14 protein-coding genes and 1 pseudogene are annotated in these 15,397 nt (G+C 48.6%); 6 read left to right on the forward strand and 9 right to left on the reverse strand.

Annotated elements, in window-relative coordinates:
* Positions 1-49 precede the first annotated feature (49 nt).
* Together gnd and JNC77_RS09660 are read right to left on the reverse strand one after the other, a co-directional pair.
* Entirely contained in the window at positions 50-1,462 is a 1,413-nt protein-coding gene (gene gnd, locus JNC77_RS09655; RefSeq protein ID WP_374831899.1) for an NADP-dependent phosphogluconate dehydrogenase, read from the reverse strand.
* A 220-nt stretch (positions 1,463-1,682) separates the two neighbouring features.
* Positions 1,683-2,816, reverse strand: coding sequence for a type III PLP-dependent enzyme (locus JNC77_RS09660; RefSeq protein WP_374831901.1), 1,134 nt, complete (start codon positions 2,814-2,816; stop codon positions 1,683-1,685).
* A 619-nt stretch (positions 2,817-3,435) separates the two neighbouring features.
* Here JNC77_RS09660 and JNC77_RS09665 point away from each other — a divergent pair.
* The 4 genes from JNC77_RS09665 to JNC77_RS09680 all read left to right on the forward strand — a co-directional run bounded on the left by JNC77_RS09665 (position 3,436) and on the right by JNC77_RS09680 (position 7,463).
* Complete coding sequence (locus JNC77_RS09665) at positions 3,436-4,626, forward strand: amidase (protein ID WP_374831903.1); 1,191 nt, start codon at positions 3,436-3,438, stop codon at positions 4,624-4,626.
* Positions 4,627-4,638: 12 nt separating this feature from the next.
* A complete protein-coding gene (locus JNC77_RS09670; protein ID WP_374831905.1) occupies positions 4,639-5,553 on the forward strand; it encodes a LysR family transcriptional regulator in 915 nt (304 codons plus the stop codon).
* A gap of 123 nt (positions 5,554-5,676) precedes the next feature.
* Positions 5,677-6,372 (forward strand): DUF1007 family protein, encoded by a 696-nt coding sequence (locus JNC77_RS09675; protein WP_374831907.1) that lies wholly within the window; start codon positions 5,677-5,679, stop codon positions 6,370-6,372.
* A 14-nt stretch (positions 6,373-6,386) separates the two neighbouring features.
* Positions 6,387-7,463 carry a nickel/cobalt transporter gene (locus JNC77_RS09680; protein WP_374832151.1) on the forward strand — a complete coding sequence of 359 codons (1,077 nt, stop codon included), beginning with the start codon at positions 6,387-6,389 and terminating at the stop codon, positions 7,461-7,463.
* A gap of 1 nt (position 7,464) precedes the next feature.
* On the opposite strand, the gene JNC77_RS09685 is transcribed toward JNC77_RS09680, so the two are convergent.
* The 6 genes from JNC77_RS09685 to trhO form a co-directional block, all read right to left on the reverse strand.
* Complete coding sequence (locus JNC77_RS09685; protein ID WP_374831909.1) at positions 7,465-7,707, reverse strand: hypothetical protein; 243 nt, start codon at positions 7,705-7,707, stop codon at positions 7,465-7,467.
* Between the two features lie 122 nt (positions 7,708-7,829).
* Positions 7,830-8,516 carry a GNAT family N-acetyltransferase gene (locus JNC77_RS09690; RefSeq protein ID WP_374831911.1) on the reverse strand — a complete coding sequence of 229 codons (687 nt, stop codon included), beginning with the start codon at positions 8,514-8,516 and terminating at the stop codon, positions 7,830-7,832.
* A gap of 44 nt (positions 8,517-8,560) precedes the next feature.
* On the reverse strand, positions 8,561-9,634 hold the full coding sequence (gene modC, locus JNC77_RS09695) for a molybdenum ABC transporter ATP-binding protein (protein ID WP_374831913.1): 1,074 nt from the start codon (positions 9,632-9,634) through the stop codon (positions 8,561-8,563).
* Positions 9,631-10,332, reverse strand: coding sequence for a molybdate ABC transporter permease subunit (modB, locus tag JNC77_RS09700; RefSeq protein ID WP_374832153.1), 702 nt, complete (start codon positions 10,330-10,332; stop codon positions 9,631-9,633). Before modB ends, modC begins: the two co-directional genes overlap by 4 nt.
* The gene (gene modA, locus JNC77_RS09705; RefSeq protein WP_374831915.1) at positions 10,329-11,075 is read right to left on the reverse strand and encodes a molybdate ABC transporter substrate-binding protein; all 747 of its coding nucleotides are present in this window, start codon (positions 11,073-11,075) and stop codon (positions 10,329-10,331) included. The genes modB and modA overlap by 4 nt, the downstream gene beginning before the upstream one ends.
* A gap of 175 nt (positions 11,076-11,250) precedes the next feature.
* Positions 11,251-12,174 carry an oxygen-dependent tRNA uridine(34) hydroxylase TrhO gene (gene trhO / locus JNC77_RS09710; RefSeq protein ID WP_374832155.1) on the reverse strand — a complete coding sequence of 308 codons (924 nt, stop codon included), beginning with the start codon at positions 12,172-12,174 and terminating at the stop codon, positions 11,251-11,253.
* Between the two features lie 233 nt (positions 12,175-12,407).
* On the opposite strand from trhO, the pseudogene JNC77_RS09715 reads away from it, so the two are divergent.
* Positions 12,408-13,057: pseudogene (locus tag JNC77_RS09715) on the forward strand (N-acetylmuramidase family protein).
* Positions 13,058-13,112: 55 nt separating this feature from the next.
* A complete protein-coding gene (locus JNC77_RS09720) occupies positions 13,113-13,751 on the forward strand; it encodes a 2-dehydro-3-deoxy-phosphogluconate aldolase (protein ID WP_374831917.1) in 639 nt (212 codons plus the stop codon).
* Between the two features lie 34 nt (positions 13,752-13,785).
* On the opposite strand, the gene JNC77_RS09725 is transcribed toward JNC77_RS09720, so the two are convergent.
* Positions 13,786-15,186: an outer membrane beta-barrel protein gene (locus JNC77_RS09725; RefSeq protein ID WP_374831919.1), complete on the reverse strand. Its 1,401-nt coding sequence runs from the start codon at positions 15,184-15,186 to the stop codon at positions 13,786-13,788.
* Between the last annotated feature and the right edge of the window lie 211 nt (positions 15,187-15,397).

Genomic DNA, 15,397 nt, shown 5'->3' on the forward strand with positions numbered 1-15,397 from the left:
AAAGCCGCTGAAAATCCCAGCGGCTTTTTTAATTTCAGGATTTTTTACTTCACGCGCCCCAAGGACCATGGAAATCGCCTTTTTTATCAAGACGTTCAAAACCATGTGCACCAAAGAAATCGCGCTGCGCCTGAATGAGATTGGCTGTTCCGCGAGACTGTTTGAAACTATCAAAATAGCTCAAAGCCGCACTCAAGGCCGGCATCGGCAATTCGCTCAACGCCGCTTTTGCCACCACCTGACGCAAAGCACCCGATGAAGCCTTCATTTTCTCAACGAAAACCGAAGTCAGCAGCAGATTATCTGCTTCGTCTTCATCAAAGGCTTTGGCAATATCATCCAAGAACTGCGAACGGATGATACAACCGGCGCGCCAAATACGGGCAACTGTCGCCAACGGAATATTCCAGCCATGCTCTTTCGAAGCCGCTTGCATCACCACAAAACCCTGCGCATAAGCAGCGATTTTACCGGCCAGCAATGCCTGTTCAAGCTGATCAATAAAAATCGCCTGATCTTCCAATTGAACGGAATGATCTGAGACACCATACGTCTTTTCAGCCAAAGCACGTTCAGTGCGCATAGACGAAACCGCACGCGCACCAACGGCTGCTTCAATAGCAGATGCCGGAACACCCATCATCTGTGCTTCGATAGCAGCCCAGCGTCCGGTACCTTTTTGACCGGCAGAATCGAGAATGATATCCACCATCGCCTGACCGGATTCCGGATCCTGTGTGCGCAGCACTTCAGCAGTGATTTCAATCAGATAAGAATTAAGTGGGCCGTTATTCCACTTGGCAAAAATATCACCGATTGCAGGTGCTGAAAGGCCGAGGCCATCACGCAGCACGCCATAAATTTCGGCAATCATCTGCATATCGGCATATTCAATACCATTATGAATGGTTTTGACAAAATGACCGGCACCATCCGGCCCCATCAAGGCAACACATGCTTCACCTTGATATTGTGCAGCAACAGCATTTAGAATCGGCGCAATACGCTCATAGGCTGCTTCTGTGCCGCCCACCATCATCGATGCACCATGACGCGCACCTTCGGCACCGCCGGAAATGCCCATACCAACAAAGGTCGGATCATTTGGACCAAGTTCTTTGAGACGACGAACCGTATCGCGGTAATCGGAGTTGCCGGAATCGATAATGATATCTTGCCTGTCGAGCAGAAGGCGCAAACGCGCGCTTTCATCATCAACCGGCTGGCCAGCTTTAATTAAAAAGATGAACGGGCGCGGTTTACGGGTGTTTTCCACCAGCGCCTCAAATGTTTCACAAGGAATGATTTTATCGCTCAATGCACCGGCATTTTTATAAAACTGCTGCACAACGACCGGATCACGATCATAAGCCGCAACGCGGAAACCTTTTTCGGCAATATTCAGTGCGAGGTTAGAACCCATCACGCCAAGTCCAACCATGCCAATATCGGCTTTTTCCATGATCTGTCCTTCTGTCATTCGTAAAATTACTTGGCGATATAGCCTAAAGCATTATGCAGGCCAATGATCATATTAGCTTAAACGTAAATACAAAATCCGCATCAGCTATCTTGATCAATTCAGGCTTACATATATGCCGCGCTGATATTTTGTTCAATTTACAAATTACAAAAGCACCCAAGAAAAAAGCCGCCTGATTGTGTCTCAGGCGGCTTGTTTTTTAAATTACATAAGAGCGAAGCGGCTCAAAACCGTTGAAAGCAACGGCCGAATAAGTGGTGGTGTAGGCTCCCGTTCCTTCAATGAGCACCTCATCACCGATCGACAATGAAACCGGCAGCGGATACGGGTTCTTTTCATACATCACATCCGCACTGTCGCAGGTCGGCCCTGCCAATACGCATGGCTGCATTTCATCACCATCACGTGATGTCACGATCTGGTAGCGGATCGCTTCATCCATGGTTTCAGCCAAACCACCGAATTTGCCAATGTCGAGGTAAACCCAGCGCACATTGTCATTGTCGGCTTTGCGCGAAACCAGCACAACTTCCGCTTTGATAACGCCCGCATTACCAACCATGCCACGGCCTGGTTCGATAATGGTTTCCGGCAAACGATTGCCGAAATATTTGCTCAAAGCATCAAAAATCGCCATGCCATAGGCTTGCGCGGTTGGTACATCGTTCAAATAACGGGTGGGGAAGCCACCGCCCATATTAACCATGCGAAGGTTCACACCCTCTTTAGCCAATTCGCGGAACACCATGGAGGTGTCGGCCAAAGCGCGATCCCATGAGCTCAAATCTGTCTGCTGTGAACCCACATGGAACGAAACGCCATAAGCATCAAGGCCGAGCTCTTTTGCAGTGCGCAACACATCGACCGCCATGGCAGGTACGCAACCAAATTTGCGTGACAGCGGCCATTCAGCACCTTCACCATCGGTCAAAACGCGGCAAAATACGCGTGAACCGGGGGCGGCACGGGCAATTTTTTCTACTTCTTCAACGCAATCGACAGCGAAGAGATTAACGCCATGAGCAAAAGCGCGGGCAATATCGCGTTCTTTCTTGATGGTATTGCCATAAGAAATACGGTCAGCTGTTGCTCCTGCATCCAGTGCCATTTCAACTTCTGCAACCGAGGCTGTGTCAAAACATGAACCAAGGGATGCCAGAAGACGCAAGACTTCTGGTGCCGGATTTGCTTTGACTGCATAAAAAATACGGGATTCCGGCAGAGCTTTTTCAAAGCTTAAATAATTTTCGCGCACAACATCCAAGTCCAGCACGAGGCATGGACCTTCAGGGCGGCGGGTGTCGAGGAAATCAATGATACGCTGTGTAGCCATAGTACAAACTCCCATGCGGGCGTTTTTCAGCGCACCGCTTCACAAAGGGACAAAGTAAGTATGAAATCTTCCGCACGAGACCAGCCTTTGGAGACACTGAAATCATGTGAAAGTTCATAGCGATGATGGGACAACGCCGTGAAGCGTTATTCCGCTTTGTCTGCCTTGGATTGGAAGAGTTGACCGCTTCCGCACTACCGGCAATGAAGGTGTGCCTCTTTGAGTTCCCGACTTTTGGACAGCCGAAAGACACCAGAAAGGCCCGCACCGTCGTTGCTTCAAGATGTCCTTGATCTGGCGGTTGGCCATCAGATCAACTGGAGCGGTTAGGTCCAGGTACCATACCGATTTTCCCTCACCATTTGAGGACCGGCGGACACCCACAGGCACGTGCGACTTTGGGCAATTGCGATATAAGAGAAAAATCATGACCATTCAATGGCAAATATCCGGTTAATGAAATTAATTTTTTTAACATTTCGCACTGATGCAAATAAGTCTCAAAAAACGATAAACCATCATAAAAAACCTATAATATTTCTATATTTATCGCTTCCCTCCTGCATAAAATCGGCTGTAGAATGAACAAGAGCAGTGCTTTTTTGATGGAAAGTGAACAATGGCGGTCTCTGATCCTTATAATGCGTTCGTCAATACGAATTCTGCGGACGTTGCCAACGCCGCTCACGGTTCCCTTTCAGGAACAACACTCGCCGTTAAAGATATATTTGATGTCAAGGGACTGATCACCGGTTGTGGCAATTCGGCAAAACAGGCGGAATCAAAACCAGCCACCAATAATGCAGCCTGCGTACAGCTCCTGCTCGATCAGGGTGCGAAATTTATCGGCAAAACCCAAACCGATGAATTGGCCTTTTCATTGATGGGGCAAAATGATCATTTCCCACATCCAATTAATCCGGCTGTCCCGTCGCGCGTGACCGGTGGCTCTTCCTCCGGCTCGGCAGCGGCCGTTGCAGGTGGCCTTGCAGATATTGCATTGGGTTCGGATACTGGCGGCTCAATCCGCGCACCTGCTGCATTTTGTGGTTTGATTGGTTTGCGCACAACGCATGGCCGTATTTCCAAAAAAGGTGCCATGCCGCTTGCGCCGTCACTTGATACGGTCGGCTGGTTTGCCAAGGATATCGACCTTTATGAAAAAGTCAGCGCTGCACTTCTTGGTCAAGACCAGCATCAAACAGTGCTGACCAAGCTTTTCTTCATGCCGATTTTGGAGCAGCTTTTGCTCAATCAGCAATCAGCAGATGCTTATCGCACCATGTTTACAACTGTTCGTGACCAATTCACCACCCTCAAACCCGCCGCCCAACCGACCAGTTCACTAGATGAGCTCTATCTCTGCTTCCGCCAAATTCAGGGCGCTGAAGCTTGGGCAAGTCATGGCGAATGGATTTCATCAGGCGACAAACATTTAAGCAAAGGCGTGGCAGAGCGCTTTGCCTATGGTGCCAATGTCAGTGCGCAGGATGTTGCCGCGCAACAGGTAAGACGCAGCCGCTTTACCGCAGAGTTTGAAGATATCTTAGGTGATGACGGTGTGCTGGTGCTGCCCACTGTCCCGGGCATTGCACCATTAAGCCAAGAACCCTATGAACAGCAGCAAATTTACCGCGAGCAGGCGTTGCAACTTTTATGCTTGTCCGGCCTCTCAGGATTGCCACAAATCACTTTGCCATTAAGTACCGTCGATGACGCGCCTTTTGGCATTGCTTTGATCGGCCCACGCAACAGTGACATGGCGCTGATCGCGCTGGCCAAACAAATTCTACACGTTAAAGCCTCATAACAGGAGCCATTGATGGACACTCTCACCCGTATGCGGGCATTTATTGATGTTGTAGAGGCAGAAGGTTTTTCTGCCGCCGCCCGCAAAATTGGCCGTTCCAAAGCACTGCTTTCCAAATATGTGCGCGAATTGGAAGACGAATTGGGCGCACGTTTGCTTAACCGTACCACACGCCAGTTTTCGTTAACCGAAGCAGGACATACTTATTATCACCGTGCGGTGGAAATCATCCGCGACATTGAAAACCTGCAAGATGCTGTTTCTGAAAGCAGCGGCGATGCCCGCGGACGCATCAAACTTTCAGCTCCGCGCACATTTGCCGATGCAGTAATCGGCCAGTCTCTCATCGAATTTTGCTTGGCACATCCGGAGATTACATTAGATGTCAGCTTGGACGACCGTTTTGTCGATTTGGTCGAGGAAGGTTTCGATCTGGCAATCCGTATCACTCGTTTGCAAGATTCGTCATTGATCGCCAAAAAACTGGCACCATTTCACACCGTCCTTTGCGGCTCGCCCGAACTCATCGAGCGTGTTGGCAGACCGGAACGACCGATAGATCTAGCCAGCCGCCCTTGCATTATTGATACCAATAGCCGTTCACGTAACAATTGGTATTTCCGCAATCCGGATGGTTCGGCTGTGGCCGTTTCGGTCAGCGGCCCGTTGGAGGTCAACAGTCCGATCAGCACCAAACATGCCGGGCTTCGTGGTTTGGGTTTTTGCTCACTGCCGGCTTTTGTGGCCGAAGAGGAAATCACTAAGGGCACATTGGTGTCGGTGCTTGATGAATTTATGCTCACTGATGGCGGGATTTATGTCGTTTATTCCCACAAACGATATTTACCGGCCAAAGTGCGTGCCTTGGTAGATTTTTTAAGCCAATGGTTCAAAGAGCATAATGAGGGAGCCTCCCGCAAAGTGTGAAGCATTTTCAGGCAAATTATAGGACAAAAAAGACTGCATGCGGCTTAAACCTATTTGCTGCAACAGCCTCACTTCTGCCGCCTTCGCAACGTTTGATGCTGCGCATTCTTTCAGGATTTCCCAATGCTCCAATTTTCTTTGCGAAACGCACATTTAAAGCATTTTTGTGCTGGATTGACCGTCTTCGCTTTGTCATGCACTTTTATGACAGATGAGGCCTCAGCACATCCGCATGTTTTTGCTGATGCGCGGCTGGAACTTACTCTGGATAAAAACGGAGCTGTCGAGCGTCTTGCCCACGTCTGGCGTTTTGATGATCTGTTTTCCAGCACCGTCTTGATGGAATTTGATAAAAACGGCGATCTCATTCTCGATCAGGGCGAGTTGAATGAGCTATCGAAAACCATTGGCGACTCCTTGAAAGAGTTCAACTATTTCCAGACCGTTCTGGATGACGGCAAAGATGTCAAAATGAGTGAACCGTCACATTTGCGTGCTGATTTTGTTGATAATCAATTGTTGATACTTTTTGAAACCAAACCGGCACAGCCACTCAACATAAAATCAGGCCATATTGTCAGCTTCGGTGTTTATGACCCGACTTTCTATACAGCCATTGATTTTCTCACCGATGAAGATTTGCATGTGGACGGCTTGCCTTCAGGTTGCAAATCGCAAGTCATCCGCCCTGATCCGGATGAAGCACTGGCACAAAACCAAGGCACGCTCACCGATGCCTTCTTTAATGATCCGATGGGGACAGATATGTCAAAAATATTCGCCACCCGTTTAGAATTAAGCTGCGGAGCCAAGAAGTAATGCCGCAGAAACGAATGCTTTATACCTTAGGCCTGCTTATCCTGCTGGCATCTACCCATTATGCACTGGCGCAATCATCGCTTGGCATCGGCAGCAATGAAGTTGCATTAAGACCGACCGGCCCTTTCGCCCACCTGATTTTATGGCTTAATGAACAACAACGCAGCTTTTATCTGGCCATGACCAACGCTTTGAAAGCCATGCGTGAAAGCCCGTGGAACGCGCATATTCTTATCGGCATTTCATTCCTTTACGGCGTGTTTCATGCAGCTGGCCCCGGCCACGGTAAAGCGGTGATTTCCTCTTATATGATTGCCAATGAAACCGCTCTGCGCCGTGGCATTTTGCTGTCTTTTATATCATCGCTTTTGCAGGCGCTCATGGCGATATTTGTCGTAAGCCTTGGCTGGTTTGTACTTCGCGGTACCGGTATCAGCATCAATGATACGGCACGTTTCATGGAAGTCGCCAGTTTCGGCCTTATCATGCTGTTTGGCTTCTGGTTACTGTGTCGGAAATTACCTGCACTGATTAAAGGCAAGCCGCAAACTGTCAGCACCGTTATCACTGCTCCTCAAGCCACCATTGCCACCAGCAGCCTCTCAAATGCTGCACAAAAACCAAGCTTTGGCACGTCAAAACCGGTTCGCCTCAATTACAGTGCCAGCAAAGCACAGCAAACCGGTTTTGATCATGCCTTTGTCGGCAGTGAAATGAATTGCGCTGCTTGCGGCCATGCTCATATGGCTGACCCGTCGCAATTAAGCGGCGACTTCAACTGGAAAACCGCTTGGTCAGCGATTATGGCTGTTGGTTTACGCCCCTGCTCCGGCGCATTGATCGTGCTGACTTTTGCCGTTTTAAACGGCTTGGTGGTGGGCGGTTTGATTTCGGTTTTTGCTATGGCCTTAGGCACATTCTTGACCGTAGCAGCGCTGGCAACTTTAGCAGTCACCGCTAAAAATGTTGTGCTGAAACTGGCAGGACATAAAGCCATGTCTTACCGCGTACAGGCGCTGATTGAAGTTGGTGCTGCACTACTCATTACGCTTGTAGGTGCGTTGCTTTTTGCAGCCGCACTCATCGGGTAAATTATAAGCCTTTCTGGTTGCAGGCACGCAGCCAGAACACTCCAAAAAATGCCAAGACAAAAATGACCGCAAAAACAGCTGCCGCCACCAGTGAATATTCACCAAGCCACAGCATGATCGGCGGCAATAAATAACCAAAAAACGCAAAACCAAACATGATACAGGCCGCAGCAATGGCTGGCCCGCGCCATTCAGGTTTTGCCTTGTCAGCCTGCTGCACTTTGCCAGTATTTTGCTTATTCATTATCTCTCCTGCAGCAAAGGCATAAAATCATGCGTCAAGCAGATACCTATATGGCAGGCTCTGCATTTAACTTAGCCTGCCATTTTCTTGCATGATTGTGTGAGCCAGAGCAAGCCTCTTCTTCAAGCGCCCTTCTCATCAGCAATGAAACTATCAAGTTTACGAAGCTGAACGCCAGTTTCATCAAAATTATCCGGATTGAGCCATCCCTGATAAGCTCGTTTCAAAGCTGGCCATTCACTGTCGATGATGGAGAACCAAGCCGAATCCCGGTTCAGACCTTTGGCAACCATATGTTGGCGAAATATACCTTCAAACGTAAAGCCAAAACGCAGTGCTGCGCGTTTGGATGGCTCGTTATTGTTGTTACATTTCCACTCATAACGACGATAACCCAAACCATCGAACACATATTGCATGAACAAAAATTGCGCTTCCGTCGCCGCGCGTTGGCGCGAAATTGCTGGCCCCCAATAAATATTGCCGATTTCAATAACGCCATATTGCGGTTCAATCCGCATCAAAGCCTGACGCCCTGCAACCAAGCCGGTTTTCTTGTCAATCACGGCAAAAAATAGCGTTGTGGTACTGGCTGCACTTTTTTCCAACCAAGGCGTAAAATCTTCACGACTTGCGGGTGGCTCGTCAAACAAGTAACGAAAACGCTGATCGACATCAGCAACCGACGATGCAGCATAAAGCTGATCGCCATGTCGCTCGGTGTCCAAAGGCTCCAAACGCACATATCGTCCGTCCAGAATAAGTCGTTGCGGATATTCCCGTGGCGTCCAGTTCGTTAGATCAGTCATTTTCTATGCTCCAGCTATTATATCAATGGAGCAATAAAACCGCATTAACGCAATGCGGTTCTATCAACTGAAATGGCTTTCACCATGGCATAGACATCATCGCCTACTTGCAATGACAAATCAGCCACGGATTTACGCGTCAATCTTGCTCCCATTTGCTGTCCAGCATAGGAAAGTGTGAGATACGCAAAAGAGCCGCTTTCGTCATTAATTGCCGTGATTTTCACCGGCAGTATGTTGCGGATACTTAAATTTTGCGGCTTTTCCAGCGAGATCGAAACATCGCGCGCCCGCACGCGTAAGCGCAGGCGCATCCCCTTTTCAACCCCTTGATCGGTAATCTGAAATGGCGTTCCATTCAGATCAATCGTCGCGATTTGGTAAGCTACATCATAGTCCGTCACTGTGCCTTCCAACAACACGCCAGTGCCGTCACCCTGATTATCAATCAGCGGGAAAACTTCGGCCACTGGCCCGCTGGCAACAACATGGCCGGCAGAAAGCAGAACCAAAGTATCGGCCAAGCGTGCGACTTCATCAATTTCATGGCTGACATAGACAATCGGTACGCCGCTTTCATCGCGCAGCATTTCCAGATAAGGTAAAATTTCCTGCCGTCGCATCCGGTCAAGCGATGATAGAGGTTCATCCAGCAGCAAAAGTGCCGGATCAGACAAAAGCGCACGACCGATAGCCACGCGCTGTCGCTCGCCACCCGACAAATGGGTCGGCTTGCGGCTGAGCAATTGTTCCAAGCCCAGCAGTCCGACGATATCATCGAACGAGCGCGACGCGCGCCTTTTGCCTGCCCATTGTGCATAAGTCAGGTTTTTAGCCACCGACATATTGGGGAAAAGGCGTGCATCCTGAAAAACATAGCCAATGCGACGTTTTTCAGGGGGCAAAAAAATGCCTTTATCTTTATCGAACAGCACATGATCTCCAATGGCAATCCGTCCTGTTGTGGGGCGCAACGTACCCGAGATCATCTTCAGCAAGGTGGTTTTACCTGCACCCGAGTGACCAAATAAAGCCGTCACTCCTTGGTCAGCGGTAAAATGCGCGGTCACCGGAAAAGCACCATTATAGCCGGTGAGCGAAACAACAAGGCCCGTCATTTTTCACCTGCCGCAGTTTGACCAGACAATTTACGTTGCAACCATTCCGACAAAATCACCGCGACAATCGAAAGAACTGCCGAAACCAAAATGAGCTTCACAGCAGCGCTATCACCGCTTGGCGATTGCAACAGTGAGTAAATTGCCAGAGATAGCGTTTGCGTTTGCCCCGGAATGTTGGAGACAAATGTAATGGTTGCGCCAAATTCGCCAAGCGCTTTAGCAAAACCCAGCACGGCACCAGCGATAATACCGGGCAAGAGCGCTGGCAAAGTGACGGTGCAGAAACTCATCAACCAACTTGCCCCCAAAGTGCGGGCTGCTTCTTCCAAGCCTCTGTCCAAGTTCTCAATCGACAAGCGGATCGGGCGCACAAGTAAAGGAAATGCCATCGTACCGGCAGCCAATGCTGCCCCCGTCCAACGGAATGAAAAGCTTACCCCCAACCATTCCTGCAAAGGTGCGCCAAGGGCACCCTTGCTGCCAAATAAAATCAGCAGCAGATAGCCTGTGACCACCGGCGGCAAAACCAATGGCATGGTAACCAATGCCTGTACAAAGCTTTTACCCGGAAAATTAAACCGTGCCAAAACCCAGGCAACAATGAAAGCCAGCGGCAATGCGAACAGGATCGCAGTAAAAGCGATCCTGAGCGAAAGGGCGATAATCTGCCAGTCTTGTGGAGAAAGGTTCACTATTTTGTCTCAGCCGCCTTTACAAAACCCTTGTCGGCGATGATGGCTTGTCCGGCATCACTTTCCAAAAATGCCAGAAAAGCTTTCGCTTCATCGCCTGCACCTTTAATCAATGCAGCCGGATAAAGAATAGGTTGATGGCTGTCGGCCGGAAAGCGATAAGCTTCCACCAAATCAGCGACGACTGCGCGGTCGGATGCATAAACAATCGCGGCATTAACCTCGTCACGGCTGACATATTGCAATGCAACACGCACATTTTCAGTAAAAACGGCATTGCCTTCCACTTTGCTCCACATGTTTAAGTGTTCAAGTGCAGCCTTGCCATATTTACCGGCTGGCACATTGGAAGGGTCACCCATGGCAAAACGCGCACCCAACAGCTTTTCCAGATCACTTTCGGCTTTGTCTTTTTGGGCGGCTATAACCAGCGCATTGCCTGCAATCACCACACGCGATCCATCGTCAATCAACTTGTGCTCTTGCACGTAATCCATCCAATCGAGATCGGCAGAGATAAAAATCGATGCTGGCGCTCCGGCTTCAATCTGCTTGGCCAAAACCGAAGATGACGCAAAAGAAGACACCACATCTATGCCGTCTTTTTCTTTGAATTGTTTGGCAGCTTCTTCAATCACATCTTTCATGCTGGCTGCCGCAAAAACAGTCACCTGTTCTGTGGCATATGCCAATGATGTCACCAAACAAGATAATGCAACCGCACAGCTGAATAAAATTTTCTTCATTGATCTCCACCTCAGAAGCACCCTCAAACGTGCCTCCTCCCATAATCATGATTGACCATCGTTATATTCTGACGGATATAATGAATTAAACATATAATTTTCACTTCAACAAACAAAAAAAGCTCCCCGAAGGGAGCTTTGATTTTATTAGCAATGGCGCAGATAAAAACTTACCTTAACTGCCGATATGGCGGGCGCGACCATATTTTTTCGCCAGCATGATTTGTTTTTCGCGCTCGGCATAACGTGCGCGATCTTCATCAGTGCGCTCATCATAGCAAATTTCGCATGAAATGCCGTGCTGGAATTTAGGCGACAACTTATCCTCAGCCGTGACCGGACGGCGGCAAGCACGGCAAAGTTCAATGTCGCCTTCGACCAAACCATGTCCAACAGACACGCGTTCATCGAAAACGAAACATTCGCCTTCCCACTTGCTTTCTTCCGCCGGAATATCTTCCAGATATTTCAAAATGCCGCCTTTGAGGTGGTAAACATCATCGAAACCCAAGCCTTTGACAAAAGCAGTTGCTTTTTCGCAGCGGATACCGCCCGTGCAGAACATCGCAATTTTTTTGCCCTCCAGCTCATCACGATGTTGCTCCACCCATTCCGGAAATTCGCGGAATGTTGTGGTGCACGGGTCAATCGCACCTTCAAAAGTGCCGATTGCATATTCATAATCATTGCGCGTATCAACGAGAATGGTGTTCTCATCGCTGATCAGATCATTCCAATCTTTTGCCGCAACATAGGTACCGACGCTTTGCAGCGGATCGATACCTTCCACACCCATGGTTACGATTTCACGCTTCAGCTTAATTTTCAAGCGATAGAAAGGCAGTTTGCTGGCGGTGGAATATTTCAATTCCAGACCTTTAAGCTCCGGAATGGCCTCGATATAATCAATCAGCGCGGCAATGCCTTCTTGCGTACCTGCCACGGTTCCGTTGATGCCTTCACTTGCCAATAGCAGCGTGCCTCTGACATCGTGCTTGTTGCACAACTCAGTCAAAGGTTCGCGCAACGCTTCAAATTGCGGCAGTTTCGCAAATCGATAGAGTGCGGCAACGGTAAAAACGGGTGCAGACGTGTTCATATTTTTCAGTGCCAGTTCGATTTTTAAATGCAAGTTATGAGCCAGATATTCTTCATTGTCGCAAAATATCTCTAACGCATTGATTTTAATCAATAGTCATATTCCATCAGCAGAAACATGCTTTTTCTGTTCCTGACGTAGCGCTGAAAAGCACAATTTTCAAGCGCACATTTATCCCCCAAGCGCCTGGATCGGCGACAATGGTCTTTTTACGCCAAGAAAAGGAGCATTGCATGTTTAATAATGAGACGATCAAGGCAGTTCTGACAATTGCTTTTAAACATCAGCTTGATCCGGCTGCTTTGCTGGCTGTTGCCGAAATTGAATCAGGCGGGAGAACGTCCTATCCGGTCAATGGCAAAGCCGAGCCCGCCATTCATTTTGAAGGCCATTATTTTGACCGAAGACTGACAGGAGCGATACGTGATCAGGCACGCGCGCAAGGTTTGGCCCATCCAACTGCCGGAACAATCCGTAACCCTTCCAGCCAAACTGCCCGATGGGATTTGTTGGGTCGTGCCGTAAAAATCAACCGTAAAGCCGCCTTGGAATCCACTTCTTGGGGTTTGGGGCAAGTGATGGCGCACATTGGCAATGGTTCGGTTTTACAACCATTGACGAGATGGTCACGCTCGCTCGCCGCTCCGTCTCGGGGCAAATCATGCTAATGACACGCTTCATTCTCAAATCTAATTTGAAAGAAACTCTGCACAGTCAAAACTGGCCGCATTTTGCCAAACGTTATAACGGGCCCAATTATGCCAAAAACCAGTATGACATGAAGCTTGAATCAGCATGGTTCGGCTGGAAAATCCGCCTTGCCCATGAAATGCCGCACACGGGAGCCAGTATCAGTGTAGACAAACCCATTCCCGCCATTTAAATCGTTTTATAAAAAAATTACAGATGCGGAACAGTTCATAACCACCGGAGCTCACATGTCTCAAAAGATCGATCTTCTCAAGCCAGTACTTACAGGCCAACCGGTCATTCCGGTTTTGCTCATCGATAAAGCAGAACATGCCGTTCCGCTTGCGCGTGCGCTTGCTAAGGGTGGTCTGCCTGCCATTGAAATTACACTGCGCACCCGTGCCGCGTTGCAAGCAATCAAAGCCGTTGCTGATGAAGTGCCGGAAGCCATTGTCGGTGCAGGCACTATTCTGGACGCTAAAAATTATCAAGATGCGGTTGCCGCCGGTTCACGTTTTATCGTCAGCCCCGGAGTTAGCCGCAATATTCTTGATGCTGCCAATGACAGCGCCGTGCCTTTATTGCCCGCCGCCATTACACCAGGCGAAATGTTGAGCCTTCGTGATGAAGGCTACCGCTATTTGAAATTCTTCCCCGCCGAACAATCCGGTGGTGCTGCCTTTTTGAAAGCAATGTCATCACCTCTAGCTGATCTTTCTTTCTGCCCGACCGGCGGCATCAGCCTTGCCAATGCCAACAATTATTTAAGTCTGCCGAATGTTGTCTGTGTTGGTGGTTCTTGGGTCGCACCGCAAAATCTGGTTGAAGCCGGTGAGTGGGATGCCATCACAAAGCTTGCAAGCGATGCCTGCAAGCTGAAAACTTAAACCAACAGAAAAGCCCTGAACCTTCAGGGCTTTTTTATCGCTGCAATTTTATACCGACATAAATGCTGTTTGATTTATACTCCCGCGATGCCAGATCACTCCTCATTTGTTCATGACGCAATCGCGCATTCAGCGCTACAAGGCGATTGATCGAGTAAGTGGCACCAATTTGTGCGCCATAGGTATAATCAAAACCGGTATTGTCTTTATTATCACGTATGCGCGTATCCAGCCCTGCCGTTAGCATCAGGTTGGAGCGCACTTGATGCTTTACTTCCAAATTTGCCAGATAAAGCAGCGAGCCACTGACATTGGCAGCTGTCGCCCCTTCCACAAGGGTACGGGCATTGAGCGCCACATCCGTGCCGCGCTGCGGCGACCAATTCACCAAAGCATTGAATGCCAATCCGTCGATATTACGCAGACGATCATCATCCAATTGCGCCCGTAAATAACCAACGGAAAACTCACCGTTGAATTTTTCGCCCATATCAAACATCAACCCCGCATTGACAGAATATTGATCACCGCTACGCTGAAAGCCGTTATGGTCATATTTGTCATCATAGAAGCGTTTACCCGCTTCCACTTCGACAAAAGGTTTGAGCGCCGCCGACACTTGAAAACCGCCCCGAAGCTTCGCACTGACATAATTATTATTACGATCGCTTTGGCTGATGGTTCCCCCACCAATCAAATCTGCATCACCATAAATGTTACGGTCAAATTGTGCATCTGCACGACCGAAAAGCAAAGCACCTTCCCTTTGGAAGCCTATTTTGCCGGTAAGTGTATGCAAAAGCGGGTTTTCATCCGCAATGGCCAAGCTATTCGGACTGGAAGCACTTTCGCGGCGCAACATATAATCAAAGCCTAAGTCCAGACGGCTTAAGCTATCAATATCCAATCGCAAACCACTGTTGATGAATAAAAACGGCTCCGACACATGATCACCGGAGATGTTTTTCACCCAGTTTCCTGACAGGTTGAAAAAGGCAGCATGGCGCGATAAATCCGTTTGAATACCCAGACGTAATTGTGTTTCAGATAGAACCGCACTTCTACCCGTACTGCTATTATTGGCATTGCTGGTGACGCGCAAACCCTGCTCAAGTGTGGGGCGCAAAATGAAACTACCGCTGCGGATACCAAGTGCCGCATAAGGATCAGTCTCCGGTCGCCCGCCCGAACCCTGCTCCGGTTCTTGCGGCAGGTTTTCACGAGTTGCTCGGTTTAGCTCTTCATCCTCATTTTGGATAAAGCGCGCCGCCTTGGTACTTACCCAAAAGCTTGGCTCTTCTGCGGCTTGCTGTGCTGTTTGAGCAAAAGCCTGCCCTGTATTCAGTGCAAAAAACAAGATAAATAAAAGCCGCTTCAGTGGCAAACTGCACACTGAACGACTTGAAATTGCATTGTTTTTTAGCGTCTCAACCATCAAAGTATTCTACAAACCAGTCAATTCATGGTTTATAAGATCTAACTCTTTATGGTTAATATTTAGTTGATGAGGCTTCCATGCCTTAATGATTTTAATAATAAATTGAATATGTTATTTGATATACATCTTTAGAAAGACCTATGTAGCTCACGGTAGTTCACACAAATTCGTGCAATTGTGTCATGCTTTATCATTGGACAAACAGACA

The organism is Paenochrobactrum pullorum (assembly GCF_041929845.1).
GTDB classification, from domain to species: domain Bacteria; phylum Pseudomonadota; class Alphaproteobacteria; order Rhizobiales; family Rhizobiaceae; genus Paenochrobactrum; species Paenochrobactrum pullorum.

Excerpts from the sequence above, each read along its gene's own strand:
- JNC77_RS09725 (WP_374831919.1), bottom strand. The coding sequence starts at position 15,186 with ATGGTTGAGACGCTAAAAAACAATGCAATTTCAAGTCGTTCAGTGTGC.
- JNC77_RS09670 (WP_374831905.1), top strand. The coding sequence starts at position 4,639 with ATGGACACTCTCACCCGTATGCGGGCATTTATTGATGTTGTAGAGGCA.
- JNC77_RS09690 (WP_374831911.1), bottom strand. The coding sequence starts at position 8,516 with ATGACTGATCTAACGAACTGGACGCCACGGGAATATCCGCAACGACTT.
- JNC77_RS09685 (WP_374831909.1), bottom strand. The coding sequence starts at position 7,707 with ATGAATAAGCAAAATACTGGCAAAGTGCAGCAGGCTGACAAGGCAAAA.
- trhO (WP_374832155.1), bottom strand. The coding sequence starts at position 12,174 with ATGAACACGTCTGCACCCGTTTTTACCGTTGCCGCACTCTATCGATTT.
- modC (WP_374831913.1), bottom strand. The coding sequence starts at position 9,634 with ATGACGGGCCTTGTTGTTTCGCTCACCGGCTATAATGGTGCTTTTCCG.
- JNC77_RS09720 (WP_374831917.1), top strand. The coding sequence starts at position 13,113 with ATGTCTCAAAAGATCGATCTTCTCAAGCCAGTACTTACAGGCCAACCG.
- JNC77_RS09660 (WP_374831901.1), bottom strand. The coding sequence starts at position 2,816 with ATGGCTACACAGCGTATCATTGATTTCCTCGACACCCGCCGCCCTGAA.
- JNC77_RS09680 (WP_374832151.1), top strand. The coding sequence starts at position 6,387 with ATGCTTTATACCTTAGGCCTGCTTATCCTGCTGGCATCTACCCATTAT.
- gnd (WP_374831899.1), bottom strand. The coding sequence starts at position 1,462 with ATGGAAAAAGCCGATATTGGCATGGTTGGACTTGGCGTGATGGGTTCT.
- JNC77_RS09675 (WP_374831907.1), top strand. The coding sequence starts at position 5,677 with ATGCTCCAATTTTCTTTGCGAAACGCACATTTAAAGCATTTTTGTGCT.
- modA (WP_374831915.1), bottom strand. The coding sequence starts at position 11,075 with ATGAAGAAAATTTTATTCAGCTGTGCGGTTGCATTATCTTGTTTGGTG.
- JNC77_RS09665 (WP_374831903.1), top strand. The coding sequence starts at position 3,436 with ATGGCGGTCTCTGATCCTTATAATGCGTTCGTCAATACGAATTCTGCG.